This is a genomic window from Enterococcus sp. FDAARGOS_553, from assembly GCF_003812305.1.
GTDB lineage: Bacteria > Bacillota > Bacilli > Lactobacillales > Enterococcaceae > Enterococcus_D > Enterococcus_D gallinarum.
Window position 1 is genome coordinate 2,586,673 of sequence record NZ_CP033740.1, and the last position, 22,833, is coordinate 2,609,505.

Annotated in this window: 24 protein-coding genes and 1 other RNA gene; 20 read left to right on the forward strand and 5 right to left on the reverse strand. The window is 42.1% G+C overall.

Features of this window, described 5'->3' with window-relative positions:
- Positions 1 to 134 precede the first annotated feature (134 nt).
- Positions 135 to 482 carry a hypothetical protein gene (locus EGX73_RS12845; RefSeq protein WP_003126664.1) on the forward strand — a complete coding sequence of 116 codons (348 nt, stop codon included), beginning with the start codon at positions 135 to 137 and terminating at the stop codon, positions 480 to 482.
- Between the two features lie 47 nt (positions 483 to 529).
- Complete coding sequence (locus EGX73_RS12850) at positions 530 to 1,474, forward strand: alpha/beta hydrolase (RefSeq protein ID WP_081132051.1); 945 nt, start codon at positions 530 to 532, stop codon at positions 1,472 to 1,474.
- Between the two features lie 51 nt (positions 1,475 to 1,525).
- On the opposite strand, the gene gap is transcribed toward EGX73_RS12850, so the two are convergent.
- Complete coding sequence (gene gap, locus EGX73_RS12855; protein ID WP_003126662.1) at positions 1,526 to 2,536, reverse strand: type I glyceraldehyde-3-phosphate dehydrogenase; 1,011 nt, start codon at positions 2,534 to 2,536, stop codon at positions 1,526 to 1,528.
- A 251-nt stretch (positions 2,537 to 2,787) separates the two neighbouring features.
- Between gap and obgE the strand changes: the two genes are divergently transcribed.
- The 7 genes from obgE (at position 2,788) to EGX73_RS12890 (ending at position 10,201) form a co-directional block, all read left to right on the forward strand.
- Positions 2,788 to 4,101: a GTPase ObgE gene (obgE, locus tag EGX73_RS12860; protein WP_003126661.1), complete on the forward strand. Its 1,314-nt coding sequence runs from the start codon at positions 2,788 to 2,790 to the stop codon at positions 4,099 to 4,101.
- Positions 4,102 to 4,303: 202 nt separating this feature from the next.
- Positions 4,304 to 4,873, forward strand: coding sequence for a DUF456 domain-containing protein (locus EGX73_RS12865; protein ID WP_003126659.1), 570 nt, complete (start codon positions 4,304 to 4,306; stop codon positions 4,871 to 4,873).
- A gap of 64 nt (positions 4,874 to 4,937) precedes the next feature.
- Positions 4,938 to 5,894, forward strand: coding sequence for a ribonuclease Z (gene rnz / locus EGX73_RS12870; RefSeq protein ID WP_005473219.1), 957 nt, complete (start codon positions 4,938 to 4,940; stop codon positions 5,892 to 5,894).
- A complete protein-coding gene (locus EGX73_RS12875; protein WP_003126657.1) occupies positions 5,878 to 6,666 on the forward strand; it encodes an SDR family oxidoreductase in 789 nt (262 codons plus the stop codon). The genes rnz and EGX73_RS12875 overlap by 17 nt, the downstream gene beginning before the upstream one ends.
- Before the next feature lie 12 nt (positions 6,667 to 6,678).
- Entirely contained in the window at positions 6,679 to 7,104 is a 426-nt protein-coding gene (locus EGX73_RS12880; protein ID WP_123866990.1) for a lipopolysaccharide assembly LapA domain-containing protein, read from the forward strand.
- A 272-nt stretch (positions 7,105 to 7,376) separates the two neighbouring features.
- Positions 7,377 to 9,677, forward strand: coding sequence for a single-stranded-DNA-specific exonuclease RecJ (gene recJ / locus EGX73_RS12885; RefSeq protein WP_005473216.1), 2,301 nt, complete (start codon positions 7,377 to 7,379; stop codon positions 9,675 to 9,677).
- A gap of 11 nt (positions 9,678 to 9,688) precedes the next feature.
- Complete coding sequence (locus tag EGX73_RS12890; protein WP_003126654.1) at positions 9,689 to 10,201, forward strand: adenine phosphoribosyltransferase; 513 nt, start codon at positions 9,689 to 9,691, stop codon at positions 10,199 to 10,201.
- 71 nt (positions 10,202 to 10,272) lie between these two features.
- Here the strand turns inward: EGX73_RS12890 and EGX73_RS12895 are convergent, their stop codons facing one another.
- Both EGX73_RS12895 and lexA read right to left on the reverse strand, forming a co-directional pair.
- Positions 10,273 to 10,485, reverse strand: coding sequence for a hypothetical protein (locus EGX73_RS12895; protein WP_003126653.1), 213 nt, complete (start codon positions 10,483 to 10,485; stop codon positions 10,273 to 10,275).
- Between the two features lie 120 nt (positions 10,486 to 10,605).
- A complete protein-coding gene (lexA, locus tag EGX73_RS12900; protein WP_086269194.1) occupies positions 10,606 to 11,235 on the reverse strand; it encodes a transcriptional repressor LexA in 630 nt (209 codons plus the stop codon).
- A gap of 128 nt (positions 11,236 to 11,363) precedes the next feature.
- Here lexA and EGX73_RS12905 point away from each other — a divergent pair, with 128 nt between their 5' ends.
- The 8 genes from EGX73_RS12905 to nth all read left to right on the forward strand — a co-directional run bounded on the left by EGX73_RS12905 (position 11,364) and on the right by nth (position 18,363).
- Positions 11,364 to 11,603 carry a DUF896 family protein gene (locus tag EGX73_RS12905; protein WP_003126651.1) on the forward strand — a complete coding sequence of 80 codons (240 nt, stop codon included), beginning with the start codon at positions 11,364 to 11,366 and terminating at the stop codon, positions 11,601 to 11,603.
- Between the two features lie 100 nt (positions 11,604 to 11,703).
- The gene (gene tkt / locus EGX73_RS12910; RefSeq protein WP_003126650.1) at positions 11,704 to 13,701 is read left to right on the forward strand and encodes a transketolase; all 1,998 of its coding nucleotides are present in this window, start codon (positions 11,704 to 11,706) and stop codon (positions 13,699 to 13,701) included.
- Positions 13,702 to 13,890: 189 nt separating this feature from the next.
- Positions 13,891 to 14,748, forward strand: coding sequence for a glucosaminidase domain-containing protein (locus tag EGX73_RS12915; RefSeq protein WP_123866991.1), 858 nt, complete (start codon positions 13,891 to 13,893; stop codon positions 14,746 to 14,748).
- A gap of 199 nt (positions 14,749 to 14,947) precedes the next feature.
- Complete coding sequence (gene cysK / locus EGX73_RS12920; RefSeq protein ID WP_003126647.1) at positions 14,948 to 15,877, forward strand: cysteine synthase A; 930 nt, start codon at positions 14,948 to 14,950, stop codon at positions 15,875 to 15,877.
- A gap of 170 nt (positions 15,878 to 16,047) precedes the next feature.
- Positions 16,048 to 16,479: a Fur family transcriptional regulator gene (locus EGX73_RS12925; RefSeq protein WP_003126646.1), complete on the forward strand. Its 432-nt coding sequence runs from the start codon at positions 16,048 to 16,050 to the stop codon at positions 16,477 to 16,479.
- A complete protein-coding gene (locus EGX73_RS12930) occupies positions 16,476 to 16,856 on the forward strand; it encodes a RidA family protein (protein ID WP_123866992.1) in 381 nt (126 codons plus the stop codon). The genes EGX73_RS12925 and EGX73_RS12930 overlap by 4 nt, the downstream gene beginning before the upstream one ends.
- Positions 16,857 to 16,983: 127 nt before the next feature.
- The gene (locus EGX73_RS12935) at positions 16,984 to 17,685 is read left to right on the forward strand and encodes a DnaD domain protein (RefSeq protein WP_003126644.1); all 702 of its coding nucleotides are present in this window, start codon (positions 16,984 to 16,986) and stop codon (positions 17,683 to 17,685) included.
- A gap of 12 nt (positions 17,686 to 17,697) precedes the next feature.
- Positions 17,698 to 18,363: an endonuclease III gene (gene nth, locus EGX73_RS12940; protein ID WP_003126643.1), complete on the forward strand. Its 666-nt coding sequence runs from the start codon at positions 17,698 to 17,700 to the stop codon at positions 18,361 to 18,363.
- Between the two features lie 19 nt (positions 18,364 to 18,382).
- Here nth and EGX73_RS12945 read toward each other — a convergent pair whose 3' ends face one another.
- Positions 18,383 to 20,692 (reverse strand): PBP1A family penicillin-binding protein, encoded by a 2,310-nt coding sequence (locus tag EGX73_RS12945; protein WP_029486830.1) that lies wholly within the window; start codon positions 20,690 to 20,692, stop codon positions 18,383 to 18,385.
- 1 nt (position 20,693) lies between these two features.
- Positions 20,694 to 21,320 carry a Holliday junction resolvase RecU gene (gene recU, locus EGX73_RS12950; protein ID WP_005473207.1) on the reverse strand — a complete coding sequence of 209 codons (627 nt, stop codon included), beginning with the start codon at positions 21,318 to 21,320 and terminating at the stop codon, positions 20,694 to 20,696.
- Between the two features lie 70 nt (positions 21,321 to 21,390).
- On the opposite strand from recU, the gene EGX73_RS12955 reads away from it, so the two are divergent.
- The 3 genes from EGX73_RS12955 to rnpB all read left to right on the forward strand — a co-directional run bounded on the left by EGX73_RS12955 (position 21,391) and on the right by rnpB (position 22,799).
- The gene (locus EGX73_RS12955) at positions 21,391 to 21,936 is read left to right on the forward strand and encodes a DUF1273 domain-containing protein (RefSeq protein WP_003126640.1); all 546 of its coding nucleotides are present in this window, start codon (positions 21,391 to 21,393) and stop codon (positions 21,934 to 21,936) included.
- Positions 21,937 to 22,007: 71 nt separating this feature from the next.
- Positions 22,008 to 22,415, forward strand: a complete 408-nt coding sequence (gpsB, locus tag EGX73_RS12960; protein ID WP_003126639.1) for a cell division regulator GpsB — start codon at positions 22,008 to 22,010, stop codon at positions 22,413 to 22,415.
- Between the two features lie 17 nt (positions 22,416 to 22,432).
- An RNA gene (gene rnpB, locus EGX73_RS12965) (RNase P RNA component class B) lies at positions 22,433 to 22,799 on the forward strand.
- Positions 22,800 to 22,833 lie beyond the last annotated feature (34 nt).

Below are 22,833 nucleotides of genomic sequence, written 5' to 3' on the forward strand. Positions count from 1 at the left end.
CTTTACATAGCAGCACTTGGTAGCGCTTGTTGAAGTGTTAGTTTGACTGTTTTTCGTTTTGGTCCTATTGACAAATCAAAAGTAAAAGGGGTATTTTGTACTAGAATGTTTTTTAGGAGGGAGCAACCAGAACGGTGTTTTTTATTATTAAAACGTTATTGTTATTTATCGTTACCATTCGTCTGGCTGGTTTTTTGTCGATTTTCTTACTGATTGCTATTTTCCAGCAAAAGCGGAAACGACAACACATGACCAGTGAAGAATGGGAGACATATTTTACCAAATTAGGAACTGATGGCTTTCTTTGGCGCTTATATGGCTGTTTTTTTGCCGTTTTAGGGGTCTTTGCGGTCATCAATACATTTTATTTTTGGCATCAGATGTGGGTGTATGGGATCACGTTGATGTTGGCGGGCGGATTTCATCTTTATTTCAAATATCGCCTGAATAAGGAGCAGATTCAAGCGCGTTTCTTGAAATAAACAACCAATAATTATATTATGTAAACTAGTTGTCGAGGAGGAACAAAATGAAACTACGCTGGAAGATCGCCATTTTAGTAGGGGTGCTTTTGATAGTAGGCTTGGGCTATGCCGGAAATTATTTTTATAATTACGCAGTTGTCCCATCAGAAAAAGATTTTTTAAAAGGTGATACCTCTGGAACGGACAAAAGCAATGCGAATCCTGAAGCGGAGGAGTGGTTTACCGCTCCGGAAAATCGTCAAATGTGGCAACTTGAATCCTCAGATGGATTGATGTTGTCCGGAATTTACTTGCCTGCCCAAAAATCACAGCACAAAACAGTGATTGTCGCCCATGGTTATATGGGAAACGCAGAGACGATGGGAGTTTATGCGAAGATGTTCCATGATCTAGGATATAACGTATTGGTTCCTGATGCCCGCGGTCATGGAGAAAGCCAAGGCGATTATATTGGCTTTGGTTGGCCAGAACGGAAAGATTATGTCCAATGGATCGATCAAATCTTAAAAGAAAGCGGCAAGGAAGAATCCATTGTTTTATACGGTGTAAGTATGGGAGCTGCTACCGTGATGATGACCAGTGGCGAAAAGTTGCCTGCCAACGTAACAGCGATCATTGAGGACTGCGGTTATGCTTCTGTAAATGAGGAATTGAGCTATCAGTTGGATCAATTATTTGGTTTGCCAGCATTTCCTTTGATTAATGTCACTAGTCTGGTTACCAAGCTAAGAGCTGGTTACTTCTTTGGCGAAGCAGATGCCGTGAAACAGCTGCACAAGAACACTCGTCCAATGTTCTTCATCCATGGTGATTCGGATACTTTCGTTCCTTATTCAATGTTGGCAGAGGTTTATGCTGCTACAGATGCGCCAAAAGAAAAATGGGTAGTCAAAGGGGCGGAACATGCCCAAAGCTACACGAAAGATCCAAAACGTTACCAGGAAAAAATTGCGGCATTCCTTGAAAAGTATGATCACTTGCCAGAATAGCAAAAAAAGAGCGAAGATCCGTAGATCTTCGCTCTTTTTGTAATGAGTAGCTTATAAATTAGCAAATTTTTCTAACAAACGAATCATTTGGCAAGTAAAACCATATTCATTGTCATACCATGCAACAGTTTTGACCAATTGGAAGTCTCCTGCAGTAGTTACTTCTGTTTGTGTCGGGTCAAAGATTGATCCTTGCGTCGTACCGATAACATCGCCAGAGACGATTTCACGGTCATCGTAGCCAAAAGAAGGATTGTCGATCGTGTGTTTCTTGATGGCTTCATTGACTTCTTCTGCGGTTACTTTTTGTTTCAGAATCGATACCAATTCTGTTAAAGATCCATCGACAACAGGTACCCGTTGTGCGTGTCCTTGAAGTTTGCCATTTAGTTCTGGAATGACCAAACCAATCGCTTTCGCTGCTCCTGTTGAATGAGGGATCGTATTATCAGCGGCTGAACGCGCAGCTCGCAGGTTGCCTCCCCGTACCGGGCCATCCAAAAGCATTTGAGTAGAAGTGTAGGCATGGACAGTCGTCATAGTTCCTACTTCGATCCCAAATTCTTCATTTAGGAAATAAGCCATTGGAGCTAAACAATTGGTTGTACAAGAACCAGCTGAAATGATTTTGTCCTCTGCAGTAAGTGTATCACTATTGACATTGTAAACGATCGTTTTCATTTTTCCTGCTGGTGCAGAGATAACGACACGTTTTACACCGGCATCTAAGTGTGCTTGTGCTTTTTCTTCAGATGTATAAAAGCCTGTACATTCTAAAACGATATCCACGCCATTTTCTTTCACCCAAGGAATTTTGCTGGCATCAGGTTCTGCGTAGACTTTTGTTTCTTCTCCATCAACGACGATCGCATCATCTGTGGCAGTGACTGTGCCTGGATAGGTACCATGAGTTGAATCAAACTGGAGTAACTGGGCTAGCATGACGGGGCTCGTCAAATCATTGATCGCCACGACTTCGATATCATCTGATACTTCTTTGATTCGACGGAAGGCCAAGCGACCGATACGTCCGAATCCATTTATTCCCACTTTTACTGTCATAATCTATTGTTCCTCCTCTTTTTTGATCTTACAATTAAAATTCTGCTACGAAACCAGGATTCTGTCAAAGAAAAACCCTTAAATTTTTATCTAGTTCTTTGGGAAAAGAGGCAGAAAAGATAGACAAATGGCCTTGCGGTCGTTACAATTAAATAGACTTTCTTAAAGGTGAACTTTGGCCTGCAAATGGCATGAATTGTATTCAAATTGGTTTATTAGAAGGTAAGAAGAGAGAATGGAGGGCACATAACATGTCCATGTTTTTAGATCAGGTAACAATCGATGTCAAAGCTGGTAAAGGCGGAGACGGGATGGTTGCATTTAGAAGAGAAAAATACGTTCCCGATGGCGGACCAGCCGGTGGGGATGGCGGCCGCGGTGGTGATGTGATTTTAGTTGTCGACGAAGGCTTGCGTACGTTAATGGATTTCCGTTTCAATCGTCATTTTAAAGCACAACCAGGTGAAAACGGAATGAGTAAAGGGATGCATGGCCGCGGAGCAGAAGATACGTATATCAAAGTTCCCCAAGGAACCACTGTCCGCGATGCAGACACAGGTGCTTTGCTAGGAGATCTGTTGGAGCAAGGACAGACGTTGACGATTGCCAAAGGCGGCCGTGGCGGTCGCGGCAATATCCGTTTTGCTTCGCCAAAGAATCCAGCGCCAGAACTAGCTGAAAATGGCGAACCTGGCCAAGAAAGAAAAATTGAATTGGAATTGAAAGTACTAGCTGATGTCGGCTTGGTTGGTTTCCCATCCGTAGGAAAATCTACATTACTTTCTGTCATTTCTTCTGCAAGACCGAAGATTGGTGCCTATCACTTTACAACGCTAGTCCCTAATCTAGGGATGGTAACGACTTCAGATGGTCGTAGTTTTGCTGTGGCCGATCTTCCTGGATTGATTGAAGGGGCATCGCAAGGTGTTGGATTAGGTACACAGTTTTTACGACACATTGAACGGACACGAGTGATTTTGCACGTGATCGATATGAGTGGGATGGAAGGGCGCGATCCGTATGAAGACTATCAAGCAATCAATCAAGAATTAGCAACCCATAACTTACGCTTGCTTGAACGTCCGCAAATTATCGTAGCGAATAAAATGGATATGCCAGAATCAGAAGAAAATCTGGTGAAATTCAAAGAGCAATTAGCAAAAGAACAAACCGATGAATTCGCAGATCCTTTGCCGATTTTCCCAATTTCAGGTGTCACTCGTAAGGGAATTGATGCTTTACTGAGTGCAACTGCAGACTTATTAGAAGTCACACCAGAATTCTTATTGTATGATGAGGAAATCGAAGAAGAAGTTGTTCAATATGGGTTCCATTCGGATGAACCAGAATTTACCATTGATCGTGATCCAGATGCTACTTGGATCTTGAGTGGTGAAAAGATTGAGAAACTCTTCCAAATGACTAACTTTGATCATGATGAAACAGTCATGCGTTTTGCCCGTCAATTACGCGGGTTAGGAGTAGACGAAGCGTTACGTGCGCGAGGAGCCAAAGATGGCGATATCGTGCGCATCGGTAATTTTGAGTTTGAATTTGTTGAATAAGATTAGTTGAGTAAGCTTAGTTGCTGCTTTAGATACAGTTAAAGCGTTAGCGCCTAATCCTATCAATAGGAACAACTCTTGATACAACTAGGGAATCTTTATAAAAAAGCGGAGTTATGAGATGACTTCGTTTTTTTATTTGTTTTCTTTTTCAAATAGACAAGATACTGGTAAAATAAAGAAAAGAAAGGGAGCGAAAATTATGGCAAAACGTGTGATTGTAATGAATTTCAACGCAAACTCGGAAGCATTCCAAGCATTTTCTGAAGTAAAACGCATGCATATGGAACGAAAAATCAAAGGAGAACAAATGGCTGTGATCACTCATACAGAATCCGGTGCGCACCAGTTCAAGATCGAAGATTTTCTAGACTTTACCGGTAATAACAAAGCATCGACTGGTGGAATGATTGGGATGCTAGTAGGAATTCTGGGAGGACCATTAGGAATCATGTTAGGCTGGTTCGGCGGTAGTATGATTGGTGCGACACGAGACGCCAAAGAAATCCAAAATGCACAATTGCTGTTTGAACATGTCAGCACCCAAATTGGGGTAGGCGACACTGGCTTATTGTTGATTGCAGATGAGGAAGACAATCGTCCACTAAATCAGTTGATCATGAATCAATTAGGTGGGGAAATTACTCGCTTTGACTATGATGAAGTAGAAGCAGAAATTGAAACGGCTAAAAAAGTCGAAGAAAAAACGAAAGCACAAGCGCAAGAAGATTGGAAAAAGTCTCATTCCCAATCTGAAGAAGAACAGGAATAAACTATAAATTGCATCTGACCTTCGTTTCCGCTAAAATTGGGGGAAGATGAAAGGAAAGAAGTATATGGAATTAGAATTTTTAGGTACCGGTGCAGGCGTACCAGCGAAACATCGGAATGTAACAAGCACAGCACTGCGGTTACTTGATGAACGCAATGCTGTTTGGTTGTTTGACTGTGGTGAAGGCACACAAATGCAGATTTTGCATTCTACGATTCGCCCACGGAAAATCGAAAAGATATTCATTACTCACTTACATGGAGATCATATTTATGGATTGCCTGGATTGATCAGCAGTCGCTCCTTTCAAGGGGGCGCTTCACCGTTAGAGATTTATGGGCCCATAGGTATTGAAGAATTTGTGCGGACCGTGTTAAAAATTTCTCAAACAAAATTGAGCTACCCGTTAGTTTTTCATGAGATCACAAAAGAAGGCATTCTCTTCAAGGACAAACAGTTTACCGTTTCTTGCCGTCGGTTGGATCACGGAATTGAAAGCTTTGGGTATCGAGTTGAAGAAGCGAGTCACCAAGGAGAGCTTCAGGTAGAAGCTTTGACTGCATTAGGAATCAAACCGGGTCCAGTTTTTGGTCGACTGAAAAAAGGCGAAATCGTCACGTTGGAAGATGGACGACAAATCAACGGAAGTGACTATGTAGGTGAAGCGAAAAAGGGACGTACCGTCACGATTTTAGGAGATACTCGCCTTTGTGCCAATTCGATCTTACTGGCTGAAAATGCAGATGTACTGGTTCACGAAAGTACCTTCAATAAAGATGAAGCTAAAATGGCTCGCGCCTATTTTCATTCTACAACGGTGCAGGCGGCTGAAGTAGCCAAACAAGCGCAGGTAAAACGATTGCTTTTGACGCACATTAGTGCACGCTATGTTGGGAAAGATATTACAATTCTGGCAAATGAAGCAAAAGCTGTGTTTCCTAATACGGTGATCGTGAAAGACTTCGATGTCATCGATGTCCCATTTGCAGAAAAAGGAGATCAAGATGTTGTTAGAAAATAAAGTAATTGTCGTAACTGGCGGATCTGCTGGCTTAGGGGAACAAATCTGTTATGAAGCAGCGCGTCGCGGTGCGATCGTGGTGATTTGTGCCCGTAGAAGTCAGTTGATCAACAAAGTCAAAGAACATTGTATGACATTAAGTGGCAAACCAGCTTATGCCTTTCAATTGGATATTGCAGACCCTGAAAGTGTCGAAAATGTCATTGCTTCGATTCGTGAAAAGGTCGGAAAAGTGGACATTCTTGTCAACAATGCTGGTTTTGGTATTTTTCAAGAATTTACAGAAATGAAACCAGAAACGATCCGCAATATGTTTGAAGTGAACGTATTAGGGATGATGGTCTTAACACAGCAAATTGCTTTAGAAATGGTCGATCAGCGCTCTGGTCATATCATCAATGTGGCATCGATGGCTGGGAAAATTGCTACACCAAAAACTGCAGTGTATTCGGCAACCAAATTTGCTGTATTAGGTTTTTCAAATGCGTTGCGTTTGGAGTTGAAACCTTTCGGCATTCATGTGACAACTGTCAATCCGGGGCCTATCGAAACAGCCTTCTTTGACCAAGCAGATCCTAGTGGCAATTATTTAGCTTCTTTAGGGACATTTGTTCTTGAACCAACAAAACTGGCAAAGACCATCGTTAAAGCGATGATTCATCCAAAACGAGAGATCAATCGCCCACAAGTGATGGGAGTAGCTGCAAAATTCTACACACTATTCCCAGCTATTGGGGACTACTTGGCTGGAAGTCTATTCAATAAAAAATAGGAGTTGTTTTTGATGAAAAATCAATGGCGAGTAATCGTAGGTATTTTGTTGGTTTTAGTGATCGTCCTTTTTGCGGTCGCCAATAATATGACTGTTCCAATCAATTTTGGCTTTACTAGCATCAAAGCGCCTCTGATCTTGATTATCATTGGGGCGGCTTTGTTGGGGGCACTGATTATCTTACTAGTGTCAACTAGTACGATGTTCCAACAAAAGAAAGAATTAAAAAGATTACGGAAAGAATTGGCTGACTTTCAACAAAATAATGAAGAAAAATTTCAAGAACAGCGTGAGGTATTAGAACGGGAATATGCAAACAAGCAAGCAGACCTCGCCTTGAGGGAACAACAAATTGCTGAAGCAGAAGCAAAAACTGCGGCAGTTGTGCCTGGTGAACCACCAATTATAGAAAATCGTCAAGATAGGTTTCCAGAGTAATGGTAAGCTTGCACTCTTGTTTTTCAAAAGAGGGTTTTGGGACTCCAACCAGAACGGTAAATCTCTGAAGTGAGGCGCAAGATTGGCTCACCACTCTTTTGCAACAAATGAGCGAAATAAAAACGACATCCTTCGGTGGTCTTTCGATAAACGACCGAAGGATGTCGTTTTTATTGTACTAGAAATAGGATAGAAGCTGGTAGTGCTTTTTTGGTCAACGCTTTTCTTTTCTCCAAAATATTTGCTATAATTACCAAGTTAGGAGTGATTGTGTGAAACGCGCGAACTTTCATTGGCTGAGACCACAAAAAAGTGAATTATCAGCTAATTTCGAGGAAATGATCCAAGCAAGAGGTTTGTCACCATTAATAGGTCAATTATTATGGCAGCGGAATATTCGAACAGCAGCAGACTTGCAAAGTTTTTTAGAACCGGATTTGCAGGGACTTCATGATCCATTTTTGTTTTATGATATGGAAAAAGCCGTCGATAGAATTCAGACAGCGATCATGAATGAAGAGCGTATTCTGATTTATGGAGACTACGATGCTGATGGTATTACGAGCACGACTGTCTTAAAAGAAGCGCTGGAATTATTGGGTGCGGATGTTGAATTTTATCTGCCCAATCGCTTTACCGATGGCTACGGGCCCAATCTTTCCGTTTATCAAGATAAAATCGCAGCTGGTGTGCAATTGATTATAACTGTTGATAATGGTGTATCTGGTCATGAGGCATTGGCTTATGCCAAAGAAGCACAGGTAGATGTTATCGTTACAGATCACCATGAGTTGCCACCAGAATTACCCGATGCGTATGCCATCATTCATCCTCGCCATCCATTAGGAAATTACCCTTTTTCAGATTTGGCGGGTGTCGGAGTCGCATTCAAAGTCGCTACTGCGTTATTAGAAGAAGTGCCAGTCGAATTATTAGATCTCGTGGCAATTGGTACGATCGCCGACATGGTGTCGCTCACTGGTGAGAATCGCATTCTGGTCACTAACGGATTAAAAATGATCCAGCAAACCGAACGTGCGGGGCTCTCGGCACTGATCGAAGTGAGTGGTCTGAAGAAACGGGCAATCAATGAAACGGATATTGGTTTTGCCATCGGACCTCGTTTGAATGCGATTGGACGCTTGGAAGATGCCAATCCTGCGGTAACACTTATGTCGACATTTGATCCAGAAGAAGCCCAATTGTTAGCCAATCAATTAGATACGATCAATCTTCAAAGAAAGCAATATGTGGAAACGATTTTGAAAGAAGCTCAGAATATGCTTTCCGATTCAAATCAAGTCCATTTAATTGTGGGAGATGATTGGCATGAAGGTGTCTTAGGGATCGTTGCTGGACGATTGATGCAACAGACTGGCAGACCGGTCCTTGTTTTAACCAAAAAAAGCAACGGTATTGCTAAAGGTTCTGGGCGCAGTGTTGCAGCATTAAATCTATTTGACATGCTCTCTGGAATGCGTGAAATGTTTACCAGCTTTGGTGGACACCATGCGGCAGTAGGGCTCAGTGTGCCCATTGATCACCTTTCGATGCTCCAAGAACGTATGAATCAATACGTGGTCGATAATCGGATCGACCTTTCTAGCGGGATTCCGTTACCGATTGATGAAGAATTGTCTTTAGCAGAAATTACGACAAATTTTATCGAGTCGCTGAAAATTTTAGCTCCCTTTGGTACAGACAACCCAATCCCAAAGTTTTTGATTACGAATATTTCTGCTGATAATGGCCGACAAATTGGTACAGAGAATCAGCATTTAAAAGTCAGTCTTACAGATGGAGAAAATGGTCAATTAGATGTGATCGGTTTTGGTTTTGGATCACAGCTAGTAGAATTTGAGAGTGAAGGATTGGCCGTTGTGGGGCAATTATCTGTCAATGAATGGAACGGCAAGAAGAAACCACAGCTGATGTTGGAAGATTTTGAAGTCAACGGCATACAGCTGTTCGACTTGCGTTCAAAGAAAAATCGGCAAGGGTTGATCCTTGATGCCCAAACATTAGGTATTGCTTTTTCGGATAAATTGCCTTCAGAGATAGAACGATTTTGTCCGAACGTTCATGTTTATCAAACGTTAGACGATTTGACAGCTTTTTTTGGTTCAGGAAATTATACGCAACTCGCTTTTCTAGACTGTCCTAGCGAGAAAGAGCTTTTGAGAAAAATCATTCAAGAAATACCTGTCAATCGTATCTATTTGATTTTAGTATCCACAGAGGATGCTTATCTGGATGGTGTCGGGACTAGGGAACAATACGGCCGTTTGTTTCAACTGATCAATCAGCAGAATGGGATTGATATTCGCTATAAACTGCCAATGGTAGCTAACTACTTGCAGATTCCAGAAAAATTATTAATTTTTATGATTCAAGTGTTTTTTGATTTGAAATTTGTTACAATAAAAGATGGCGTTTTGAAAAAAGTCCCTGATCCAGAGAATAAGCCGCTTACTGAGAGTGTGTTGTATCAACAGCGACTTGCAAAAATCAAAACAGAAGAAGATTTACTAATGAGTGATTTATCAACGATTCGCAAATGGTTGATATCTTAGGAGGAAAAAACATGAATTTAAAAGACTATATTGCCAGCATTCCGGATTATCCGCAAGAAGGAATTGTCTTTCGCGACATCTCTCCATTGATGGCTGATGGAGAAGCTTATCGTTATGCAACACAGCAAATCGTCGAGTACGCTCAGGAAAAAGGGATCGACATGGTGGTTGGACCTGAAGCTCGTGGGTTTATTGTTGGTTGTCCCGTGGCGTATCAACTGGGTGTTGGTTTTGCGCCAGTACGTAAAAAAGGCAAGCTACCTCGAAAAACGATTGAAGCAACATACCAGAAAGAATATGGCGTGGATATTTTGACGTTACACGAAGATGCGATTAAACCTGGCCAACGGGTATTGATTTGTGATGATTTACTTGCAACCGGCGGCACGATTAAAGCAACGATCGAACTTGTGGAAAAATTAGGCGGCATCGTAGTTGGCTGTGCTTTTCTGATCGAGTTGATGGACTTGCAAGGCAGAGACAAAATCACTGGATACGAAATTAAAACATTGATGGAATATTAATCGAAAAAAGCCAGATCAATTTTGATCTGGCTTTTTTTTGTTTGTTTGGCAGCAACACCGAAATAATCGACCTACTGTTCGTAATGATAAAAATCATGGTCGTGGTAATAAGTTTGGTTTCTCTTTCGTTCTGCTTGGCGGAATTTCTTTTCATCCCATAGCATGAACCACAGCATCATCAAAGGGCAAAAAATCAGAACTGCACTGAGTACGCCAAAATAACCAATAATGATCCCTGTTAACAACACCCACAAAATAAAACCAAATCGACGAACTGCTTTCATTATTTTCACTCCTTATAAAAATGCGAACTTATGTTTGTAAAACTATTATACGAATGTTTGTTCGGTTTGTAAAGAGGAAATAAAAAAAATCTTCGAAGGTTCGAAGATTTAAGGAATCGATTAAAGTAAGTGACGGTAGAGACCAACGACTAAGCCTAAAATCGTTACATCTGGCAAGATGATAGGTTCTAGGTAATCATTTTCCGGTTGCAAACGAATGTGATCCTGTTCTTTGAAAAATCTCTTACAGGTGGCTTCATCTTCATCCGTCATTGCAATGACAATGTCCCCGTTTTGAGCACTTTGCTGTTTGCGAACGATGACTTGATCACCGTCTAAGATTCCAGCGTTGATCATACTTTCACCGCGAATCGTCAACATGAACAAACTGCCGGTGCTATTTGCTAAATCAGGCGGTATCGGGAAAAAATCGGAGGCGTCTTCTACAGCTAAGATCGGTTCACCAGCCGTAACGACTCCTAGCATTGGGATCGAGTTTGGCTGCACATCGATTTTTTCTAATCCGGAGGAAGTCAATTCAATCGCTCTTGGTTTTGTTGGGTCGCGTAAAATCAAGCCTTTTTTTTCAAGCCTGGATAAATGTCCGTGGACGGTAGAAGTAGAGGATAGCTGAACGGCTTCGCCAATTTCGCGAACAGTCGGCGGATAGCCTTTTTCAGTGACTCGTGTATGAATAAACTTAAGAATCTCGATTTGTCGATTTTCTGTTCGTTTTGCCAAAACTGACACCTTCTTTCATTTGATAGTCTTAGTGTACCATAGGAGAAACGACAATTCAAACAAATGTTCGCTTTTTGTTGCTATTGTTTTTTTGTCAGGTTTTGTATAAGATAAAGTAGTGAAAAGGAGGTGTCGAAATGTTATCCAAAGAAAAATTAGCCCGCATTAATGAGCTAGCCAAAAAGAAAAAAGTGCAAGGTCTATCTGCTGATGAAACGATCGAACAGCAAAAGCTTCGCGAAGAATATTTACAAGCTTTTCGTGGAGGAATGCGACACCACATTGAAGGAATGAAAATCGTCGATCCTGAAGGACAAGATGTCACTCCAGACAAATTAAAAGAAATTCAAAAGAAAAAAGGATTGCATGGCAGATAAAGATGAATTCCTTTTCATTCCTATTGAAATCCTGAAAGAAATCCCGTATAATATGAGATGTAATAAAGGTAAAAAAAACCTAAATTAGGAGGAATTACCATTGTTTGATAAAATCGATCAATTAGGTGTCAACACCCTTCGTACATTGAGTATCGAAGCCGTACAAAAAGCAAATTCAGGTCATCCCGGTCTGCCAATGGGGGCAGCGCCAATGGCGTATGCCTTGTGGACCAAGCATTTGAAAGTTAATCCGACCACTTCTAGAAACTGGATCGACCGCGACCGGTTCGTCTTGTCTGCTGGACATGGTTCTGCTTTGCTTTACAGCTTACTGCATGTTTCAGGGTATCAAGTAACCACGGAAGACTTGAAAAATTTCCGTCAGTGGGGCAGCCGCACACCAGGACACCCAGAAGTTGGGCATACGGATGGTGTGGAAGCAACGACTGGTCCATTAGGACAAGGAATCGCAATGGCCGTCGGGATGGCGATGGCGGAAAAACATCTAGCGGCGACATACAACCGGGATGAATACAATGTGATCGACCACTATACGTATGCATTATGTGGCGACGGCGACTTGATGGAAGGTGTGTCTCAAGAGGCAGCTTCAATGGCTGGTCATATGAAGCTGGACAAATTGATCGTTTTATATGATTCCAATGATATCTCATTAGATGGACCTACTTCAAAAGCATTCACAGAAAACGTTGGTGCCCGTTTTGAAGCTTACGGTTGGCAACATTTGTTGGTCAAAGACGGCAATGACTTAGAGGCAATCTCACAAGCCATTGAAGCAGCTAAAGCTGAAACAGAGAAACCGACATTGATCGAAATCAAAACAGTCATCGGTTACGGTGCCCCAAATCAAGGAACCTCTGCTGTCCATGGTGCTCCATTAGGTGCGGAAGGTATTTCAGCCGCTAAAGCAATCTATGGCTGGGAGTATCCTGAATTCACCGTGCCAGAAGAAGTAGCGGCTCGTTTCAAAGAAACGATGATCGATGAAGGCCAAAAAGCCGAAGCGGAGTGGAACGAGAAATTCGCTGCTTACAAAGCGGCTTATCCAGAATTAGCTGCGCAGTTCGAACAAGCAGTGGCTGGCGAACTACCAGCAGATTGGGATGCAGAACTGCCAACTTATGAAGTAGGCAGCTCACAAGCGAGTCGTGTTTCCAGTAAAGAAATGATCCAAGCTCTTTCAAAAGCTATCCCAAGCCTATGGGGAGGATCGGCCGATCTATCCGGATCCAATAATACGATGGTCGCAGCGGAAAAAGATTTTGAACCTGGTCAATATGAAGGCCGCAACATTTGGTTCGGTGTGCGGGAGTTTGCGATGGCCGCAGCCATGAACGGGATCCAACTTCATGGCGGTACACGCGTGTATGGCGGGACATTCTTCGTCTTTGTTGATTACTTGCGTCCAGCAGTTCGCTTGTCGGCTCTCCAACATGCGCCAGTTATCTATGTTCTGACCCATGATTCTGTGGCTGTTGGTGAAGACGGACCGACCCACGAACCAATTGAACAATTGGCGAGTGTACGCTGCATGCCAAACGTGCAAGTGATCCGACCAGCAGATGGCAACGAAACTCGGGCAGCTTGGAAGATCGCCTTGCAAACGACGAATAAACCAACGGTCTTAGTGTTGAGCCGTCAAAACCTGCCAGTGTTAGCAGGGACGCTAAGTGGTGTCGAAGAAAACGTGGCTAAAGGTGGCTATGTCCTTTCAAAACAAACCGGTGAGACACCAGAAGGCATCTTGATCGCTACTGGTTCAGAAGTGAATCTAGCGGTAGAAGCGCAAGCCAAACTCGCAGAAGCTGGAGTGGATGTGTCTGTCGTATCACTGCCAAGCTTTGATTTGTTTGAAGCACAGTCAGAAGAGTACAAGGAGAGTGTCTTGCCGAAAGCCGTGAAAAAACGGGTTGCCATCGAAGCAGCTTCCCCATTTGGTTGGGATCGTTACCTAGGCTGCAAAGGCAAAGTCATCGCCATTGATCATTTTGGCGCTTCTGCTCCAGGAAACAAAGTATTGGAAGAGTTCGGCTTTACAGTCGAAAATGTGGTTGCCACTTTCCAATCGATCAAATAAGCGTAAGAAACAAGCAAAATCGCAGCTGATTTCGCTTGTTTTTTTAAAGTCTTTTCGTTTTTAGGTAGAACAAGATGTTTTTGCGAAAAGACTTTAAAAAAACTATTGAGTTGCTTAAGTTGCACAGAAAAAATTTTTTCCGTATAATGTCTATATTGTTGAATAGTATTGGGACGATGGAGGAAAAGAATGAAAAATTATCAAACCCGCAGTGAAAGACATATCCACCAACAAAAAGCAGTGATGCCACGACCAAGTAAACGAGCAGTGGTTTCTTTTATTGGGGCTGGATTAGCATTGTCACCAGCGGTGGTCACGCTACTTCCCGAACAGGTCCAAGCAAGTGAATATCAGACCACTAGTCAAGGAATCGCTAGTTTTATCGAACAGATTGGTTGGTCAGCACAAGACGTTGCGGCCAATAATGATCTTTATGCATCGGTGATGATCGCGCAAGCCATTTTGGAAAGTGGCTATGGCTCATCTACATTATCCAATGCGCCTTACTACAATCTTTTTGGGGTCAAAGGATCATATAACGGGCAATCTGTCTATTTGCCTACAGATGAGTATATCAATGGACAATGGGTCGTAATGAATGAACCATTCCGCCAATATAATTCCTACTGGGAGTCTTTTCAAGATCACGCCAACGTTTTAAGAAGTACAAGCTTCACTTCAGGTAAAGCACATTATAGTGGGGTCTGGAAAAGTCAAACGACTTCTTTTTACGATGCGACCAGCTATCTGACAGGACGCTATGCCACTGATCCAGGTTACGCACAAAAATTAAACTGGCTGATTGAAACGTATCAACTAACTCGTTTTGATACACCAAGTACTGGTGCCACAACGACTTCTGTAACGACAACGCAATCCACATCGACGACAACAACGACACAAAGTACGGGACAAAGTTATGTCGTAGCATCTGGCGACAGTCTTTGGGATATTGCTTCACGTTTTGGTACAACGGTGGATCAAATCATGGCTGCCAATGGATTAAGCAGTGACTTGATCGTCGTAGGACAGGAATTGATCGTTTGATTTTCGCTATTTATTAGCTAAACACCAAATGAAATTTCACAAAAACTTTTGTTTTTGTTCTCTTTTAGTAACTAAAAGAAGCAAAGCAAAAGTTTTTTTCTTTGTGAAAAAAACATAAATATTTGGAAAACGCTAACTTTTTGTTCGCAAGTCTGCCGTTTTTTGGGTAGAATAGGAATATGAACTGGAGGGATTGCAAATGACAAAGATTTATCAATCTGTTACCGAGCTAGTTGGGCATACGCCCATCGTCAAATTAAACAAGGTGGTTGGAGAGGATTCCGCTGATGTCTACGTTAAACTTGAGTTTTATAATCCAGGGAGCAGCGTGAAGGACCGGATCGCTTTGGCTATGATCGAAAAAGCCGAAAAAGACGGCTCTTTGAAAGCAGGCAATACGATCGTGGAACCAACTTCCGGTAATACTGGGATCGGCTTGGCGATGATCGGTGCAGCGAAAGGGTACCGAGTGGTGATCGTGATGCCTGAGACCATGAGTATCGAACGGCGCAAGCTGATGCAAGCCTATGGTGCTGAATTGATTTTGACACCAGGCTCAGAAGGAATCACAGGTTCAATCAATAAAGCCAAAGAATTGGCTGAACAAGAGGGCTATTTTATGCCGCTGCAATTTGAAAATCCGGCAAATCCCGAGATTCACGAGAAAACAACTGGGAAAGAAATAGAGAATGCCTTTGAATCAAAAGGATTAGATGCCTTTGTCGCTGGTATCGGTACAGGCGGCACGATCACTGGTGCGGGTCGAGAATTAAAACGAGTGTATCCAGACTTAAAAATCTATGGCGTTGAACCGGCAGAATCGGCTATCTTAGAAGGCGGACAACCTGGTCCTCACAAAATCCAAGGAATTGGAACCGGCTTTGTACCTAAAGTTCTTGATACAGAGATCTTTGATCAAGCAATTGCCGTATCAAGTGAAGATGCGATGGCAACAGCGAGAGAAGTCGGCCGTAAAGAGGGCTTGCTCGTAGGTATTTCTTCTGGAGCAGCGATCCATGCAGCACTCAAAGTTGCCAAAGAACTGGGAAAAGGCAAAAAAGTCTTAGCGATCGTCCCGGACAATGGAGAACGCTATCTATCGACTGCTTTATATCAAGTGGAAGAATAACAAGGAAAGCGGGCATTGGCAGAATGCCTGCTTTTTCTCCCCTTTTCTTAAGGACTGTGGAATTTTTCGTGTTTGTTTTGTGGTTGATTAAGAATTTTTAGAGAAAGCTGTTTGAATTTTTACCATCTACATAGTATGATATTACAGATAAGAGAATTGGAGGAACTCCTGTGAACACGATATATGATGAGGCAATCAAACAATTAAAACAAGAAAATATCCGTATCACTCCACAAAGGGTTGCGATACTTGAGTTTTTGGCTAGCCACGCATCACATCCTACCGCAGAAGAAATTTACCGAGCGATCGAAGTCCACTTTCCCGGTATTAGTGTAGCGACAGTCTACAATAATCTGCGACTGTTTACGGAGATCGGTTTTGTGAAAGAAATGAACTACGGCGATGCATCCAGTCGCTTTGACTTTAAGACAGAGCCGCATTATCATGCAATTTGTCAACGTTGCGGCAAGATTTCTGATTTTTACTATCCTGGATTGGAAGATGTCGAAATGGCCGCTTCCCAACTGACCGGATATAAAATCCAAAGCCATCGCTTAGAAGTATATGGATTGTGTCCAGAGTGTAAAGGAGAAGAGGAATGAAAATTATTTCAACGGATAAAGCACCGCAAGCAATTGGTCCTTATGTACAAGCACGGATTGCTAATGGTTTCTTGTTTGCTTCCGGACAAGTGCCGTTAGATCCTGTTACAGGAGAAGTTGTGGGAGCAACTATCGATGTTCAGACACAGCAAGTTCTCAAAAATATCGAGGCAATTTTAACTGCCGCCGGTATTACACCAGATGAAATCGTCAAAACAACATGTTTCTTAAAAAACATGGATGATTTTGTTCCATTCAATAATACATACAGCACACTTTTTCATGAACATTTGCCTGCACGTTCAGCAGTTGAAGTGGCCCGTTTACCAAAGGATGTATTGGTGGAAGTAGAGATCATTGCTGTGGTGGCACAATAAAGGAGTCAATGGGACGGTCGTATATATGCGCAGTCCCATTTTTGTTGAGAATGGATTTTATTCTTGATGATGCCAAAATAAAATTGAAAATGGTTTTTATGTAACGATGGGAAAAGAGGACAATAAGATGATTTCTTTACAAGAATATTTAGCCCAGGGGCAAACAACTGTCTCCAATCTGCTTTTGGAAAACTATCATAGCCTTGGTTTAACCAATGATGAATTTGTATTATGGCTTCAGTTGTATCGTTACCACGAACAAGGCAATGATTTTCCAGATTTAGCGATGATTGCTAAAGGGATGGGAAGTGAGCAAAAAGAAATCTATAAATGGTTGAATGAGCTATTGAATAAACAGATCATCGCCATCGAATCCAAGAAAGATTCAGCAGGGAAGATGGTGGATTACTATGAGTTTTCTGGAATCTATGAACGACTGGAAGTTTGTTTGCGGCAAAAAAATCAGCAGGAGGAAAAGCAGAGCTATGATTCAAAAGTACGTTCGCTTTATCAAATGTTTGAGTCCGAATTTGGCCGTCCGCTTTCAGCAATCGAATACCAGCGAATATCACAATGGCTGGAAGAAGATAAATACCAGCCGGATTTGATTCAATTTGCGTTACGTGAGGCGGTTTTGAATCAAGCCTACAGTTTGAATTATATTGATCGCATTTTACTTTCTTGGGAACGGAAAAATATTACCTCGAAAGAACAAGTAGAAGAAGAACAAAAACGCCGTAAAAAACAGTTTATGCAGAAAGAAAATTTGGAACAAACGAATGGACCGGTTCCTAAGATTCCTATGCATAATTGGTTAGAAGGGGAATAAAGGAGAGTTGCCATGATCAGTAAAGCAAAAACTATGATCGCATTGGAACAAATGTACCAAATGTTCCCCGACGCTCACGGAGAACTGATTTCCAAAAATCCGTTTGAACTGTTGATTGCTGTGATTTTAAGTGCTCAGGCTACGGATGTGTCGGTCAATAAAGTGACCCCCACACTATTTGCTGCCTATCCGACACCTGAGGCCTTGGCAGCAGCTCCTGTTGAGGAAATCATTGAGAAAATACGGACGATCGGTCTTTATCGCAACAAAGCAAAAAATATCAAGGCTTGTGCGTCCCAGCTTATCGAACGATTCAATGGCCAAGTACCTAGAACCCGCGAGGAATTAGTGTCATTACCGGGGGTCGGAAGAAAAACAGCCAACGTTGTTTTGGGCGATGCGTTTGGTATTCCGGCAATCGCTGTGGATACCCACGTCGAACGAGTAACCAAGCGCTTACGGATTTGCCGATTAGATGCAAATGTCTTAGAAGTAGAACAAACATTGATGAAAAAAGTGCCAGAAGATCTTTGGGTCAAAACACATCACACACTGATTTTCTTTGGACGATACCATTGCACAGCTAGAGCGCCAAAATGTGAAGTTTGCCCATTATTGACAATGTGCCAAGAAGGACAACTGCGGATGCGCGCAAAAAAAGTTCAGCCACCTCAATGAGAGGCGGCTGAACTTTTTTTTATTCAGGATTTGTTTCATTTGTCCCTGGAGTAGTCGACGAAGATGATGGCGTCGAACTTGACTCCGAAGAAGACGATGGTGTGCTTTCACTTTCTGACGGTGGCGGTGTAGATTGTGAGCTTTCAGAAGAAGATTCAACTGGTGGAATCGATTCTTCCGTTGAACTGCTAGATTCAACGATTTCAGAACTGCTTTCTGGTGTTGATTCAGGAAGCGAAGAAGAGCTGATCGTTGATCTTGTGCTAGAACTTGGTTGCTGGTAAGTCCCTTTGATGTAAAGCTCATTGCCGATCCGGGTCAAATCTGCGGGCATTTTCCAGTCGCGGTTCTCAACAGAGGCTGAGACAAATTGCATCAATTCCCGATAAACATCTGAGGCAACATGAGTACTGCTGTCTGTGATCGGCGTCATTTTATCATTATACCCTGTCCAAACAGCTAAAGAAAAGGATGGGGTATAACCTGCAAACGTGATATCCGGGTAAGCACCGTTTGACGTATCCAATTGAGCCAATTGATTGTCATCATAGTTGGAAGTCCCGGTTTTCCCAGCTTGGTAAAGTCCATCGATTTGGGCATTGGTTCCTGTTCCGACAGAAATCACGTCTTTCAGAATATCGGTGACCATATAGGCTGTCGTATCATCCATCGCTTTTTGACCTTCCACTTTGAAGGAGTCTTCATCAACTGTTCCATCTTGCGAAACGATCTTATTGACATATTGCGGCTCGTAATAGGTTCCGCCATTTGAAAAGGCAGCATAAGCAGCAGCCATTTTCAAGCTAGAGATCCCATACTTGGTGCCATCGATTTCTGATGTGTTGCTGGAAATTGCATTGGACTGTTCAATGTTTTTGTATTCAATACCTAGGCCTTTCAAGAAGGAAGAAATATTGTCAGCACCTACTTCTTCAAAAAGCTTTGCTGCTGGAACATTTCTCGATTGAGCCAGTGCTGTCCGCAAAGTGATATTTCCCATATATTGTCGATCCCAGTTGTAGATTGGTGTGTTCGTCCCCACGTAATTATAGGGTTCGTCCAAAATCATGCGGCCTGTTGAATTTTGTAAAAATTGGAAGGCTGGACCATAGTCTGTCAGTGGTTTAACGGTTGAGCCAAAGTCACGAGTGACGTTGACTGCTAAATTATTACCTAAGACAACATCGTCTTCCACATGACGAGCACCGATTTGCGCGACAACTTTACCACTATTAACATCTACCAGAGTAGCGGCTACTTGCATTTTATCATCTGGGAAATTGATGTATTCGTCACTATTAACGATGTCATACAATCGTTTTTGGGTATTGACATCAAGATTCGTATAGATGTCCAATCCATCCGTATAGACATCTTTGCCGGTTTTTGCTTTTACTTCATCAATCACTTCTTTAAAGTAATTGTCATAATATTTCCATTCGTTATTTCGTTGCGGATTTTTTTGCAATCCTTCTGAAATATCTTCGGCTTTGGCTGCTTCATATTCGTCTTTAGTGATTTTTTCATTCTCATACATGGTTAACAGAACAAGATCTCGTCGCTGTTTAGCTTTGTCTGGGTGAGCATATGGATCATAAGCAGAAGGGGCGTTTGGTAATCCAGCGATTAATGCTGTTTGAGCCAAATCTAGTTGATCCAATGTCTTGTTATAGAACTTCATGGCAGCTGTCTGCATCCCATAGACACCGTTAGACATGTACACTTTATTGATATAGTAGGTCAAGATTTCTTGTTTGGATTTTGTTTGTTCCAGTCTGACGGCCATCCAAGCTTCTTGCGCTTTTCTTCGCAACGTCTGATCTTCTGCACTAGTAGAGAAGAAGGATAGTTTGATCAATTGCTGTGTTAGGGTACTCCCACCTTGCATGCCACCAGTCGTCACGTTCGACAATGCCGATCCAATGATACGGATAGGGTCTACTCCAATATGTTGATAGAAACGACGATCCTCTACAGATACAATCGCATCTTCCAATTGCTGCGGAATTTCATTCGCAGTGATTTTTTCACGGGTCTCGCTACCAAAATCGAGGATCAGATCTCCGTTTGAGGCGTAGAACCTGGAGGAAGCAGCAGAATCGAGCTGTTTCTCATCTAATGGTGGTGCATCTTTAGCGTACCACCAAAAAAGTCCCATCCCTGATAAGAGACCGAGACATCCTAAAAAGAAGAGCCCCATAAAGGTACGAAGTAAAATACTGCCAATCGTTCGTTTTCCTTTCGGCTTTTTTTGTTTGGGGCCTTTATATGCAGCCGCCGCTTTCTTAGAATCATGTCGAGAAGCTCTCGATTGCGATTCTTTCGCCATACTAATCATTCTCCTTCATTGACAAAAATTGATCTACTGCTTTTAAATAAGGAATACGCGGAGCGATTCCTGGGATGATCTCAATGCCGTTTTTCTCTATATAGGCAAGAGGCAGCGATTTTTTACCTGTTGTTTTTTGTTGATGCCACTCTGTGATCAAGTTGCTGCTCGTCAAAAAAAAGCAGCGTTGCAAGCTTGAGAACCATAACAAGACAAAGCAGACTCCTTGCTGCGTCAGACAGTTTTCCATATGCTGAATCTGATGCTCATGAAAATTTTTGAAGGGGAAAGAGGTTTTGTTCTGTGTCTCTTTGGCTTCAAAATCCAAGTAATATCCGCGATAAACACCATTATAGTCCGTGGTAGAGGCTTCTCGGAAGTAAGCTTCTTTAATCACAGCTGCACTGCGGCGGGGATAATCCACCTTAACGATCTGAACAGGTGTAGGTTTTTTATGAATGACTGCTGCTTGACGATTCAAATAATAGGCATTGCTTTGATTAATTGCTTCTTCAAAACGCATTCCGCGGTTCGCGAAAGTTTTTGGCCGAGCTATTTTTTCTTGCAATTTTTGTTTTTTACCGCCATCATAAGCAGAAGACTGACCGTTAGGGTATCGAATGACCATGTTATTCACACTCCTAGGCATCATTATACCAAAAAGACGTTTGGAAAGAAAAGAGATGACTGCTTAAACAATGAAAACCTTATATTTTACCGGCTACCGCAGCTTTGAACTTGGTGTATTTCAAGAAAAAGATCCCAAAATCAAAATTATTAAGAAAGTAATAAAAATGTCTTTGCTTTCTTACATTGAACAAGGACTGGAATGGGTGCTGATCAGTGGCAATCTAGGAGCAGAAATATGGTGTGCAGAAGTGGTGGAGCTTTTGCAAAAAGACTATCCAGAAATCAAACTAGGGATCATTTATCCGTTTCAAGGATTTGGTGAAAACTGGAATGAAGCGAACCAGCAAATGTTGCAACGAGTGCAAATGAGCGCTGATTATGTGAATGCCACTAGCCATCAACCCTACAAAGAACCAAGCCAATTAAGAAATCATACCCAGTTTCTATTGGAACACACAGATGGTGCGTTGCTGCTTTATGATGAAGAATTCCCTGGAAAAACCAGCTTTTTTTTGAAAGATGCGAAGAAATATCGGGAGGATCATCCTTACGAGATCGATCAAATTACAATGGATGATCTGCAAAACGCAACATTTGATAGTAATTTACTTTGATTTCTGAGAGTTTTTTGATAGAATGGTCTAGAAAGTGAAAATCATTTGGAAAAATCAATGAGGTGTAAATAATGGCAAATCTAATTTTTAGTCCCAAGGATATTCTTCAACAAGAATTTAAAACAAAAATGCGCGGCTATGATCCAGTGGAAGTCGATGAATTTTTAGACAATATCATCAAAGACTACGAGAGCTACAACAAAGAGATTTTAGCATTGCAAGAAGAAAACGATCGTTTGAATGCAAAAATCGATCAACTTTCTAAGAACCAAGCGATTGCATCACGGGTCCAACAAGAAGCGCCAAAAAGTCAAACAGTGACAAATTTTGATATTTTGAAACGTTTGTCTAATTTGGAAAAAGAAGTTTTTGGCAAAAAATTGGATCAAAAAGAACCAGTTACACGTTCCTCTTCATACAACAGCAACTACACAAATGCTGATTTTGAAGACGATAACGAAAAAACACGTCAATTCTAATCAATTTGATTGCTGTGGTTTTCGGGTAATTGCGGCATAACTTTGATTATGCTGAGGAAAGTCCATGCTCGCACAAGCTGAGATGCTTGTAGTGATCGTGCCTAGCGAAACAATAAGCTAGGGTACTTGAAAGAGTAACGGCAGGAAAAATGGCTAAGGCGCGAGCTATGCCAAAGTATCCTTGAAAGTGCCACAGTGACGAAGCAAGACGGGAAACCGTCTTGGTGGAACGCGGTAAACCCCTCGAGCGAGCAACCCAAACAATGGTAGGGGCGCTTTTTGCACGGAAATGAACGGAGCAAAAAGGCAAGTAATTGCAGATAGATAATTACCCAACGTTTTCTTCTCCCTGAGGAAGACGTGGACAGAACATGGCTTATAGAAAATCACAGCAGATCAGGGAATCCTTCCAGCAACG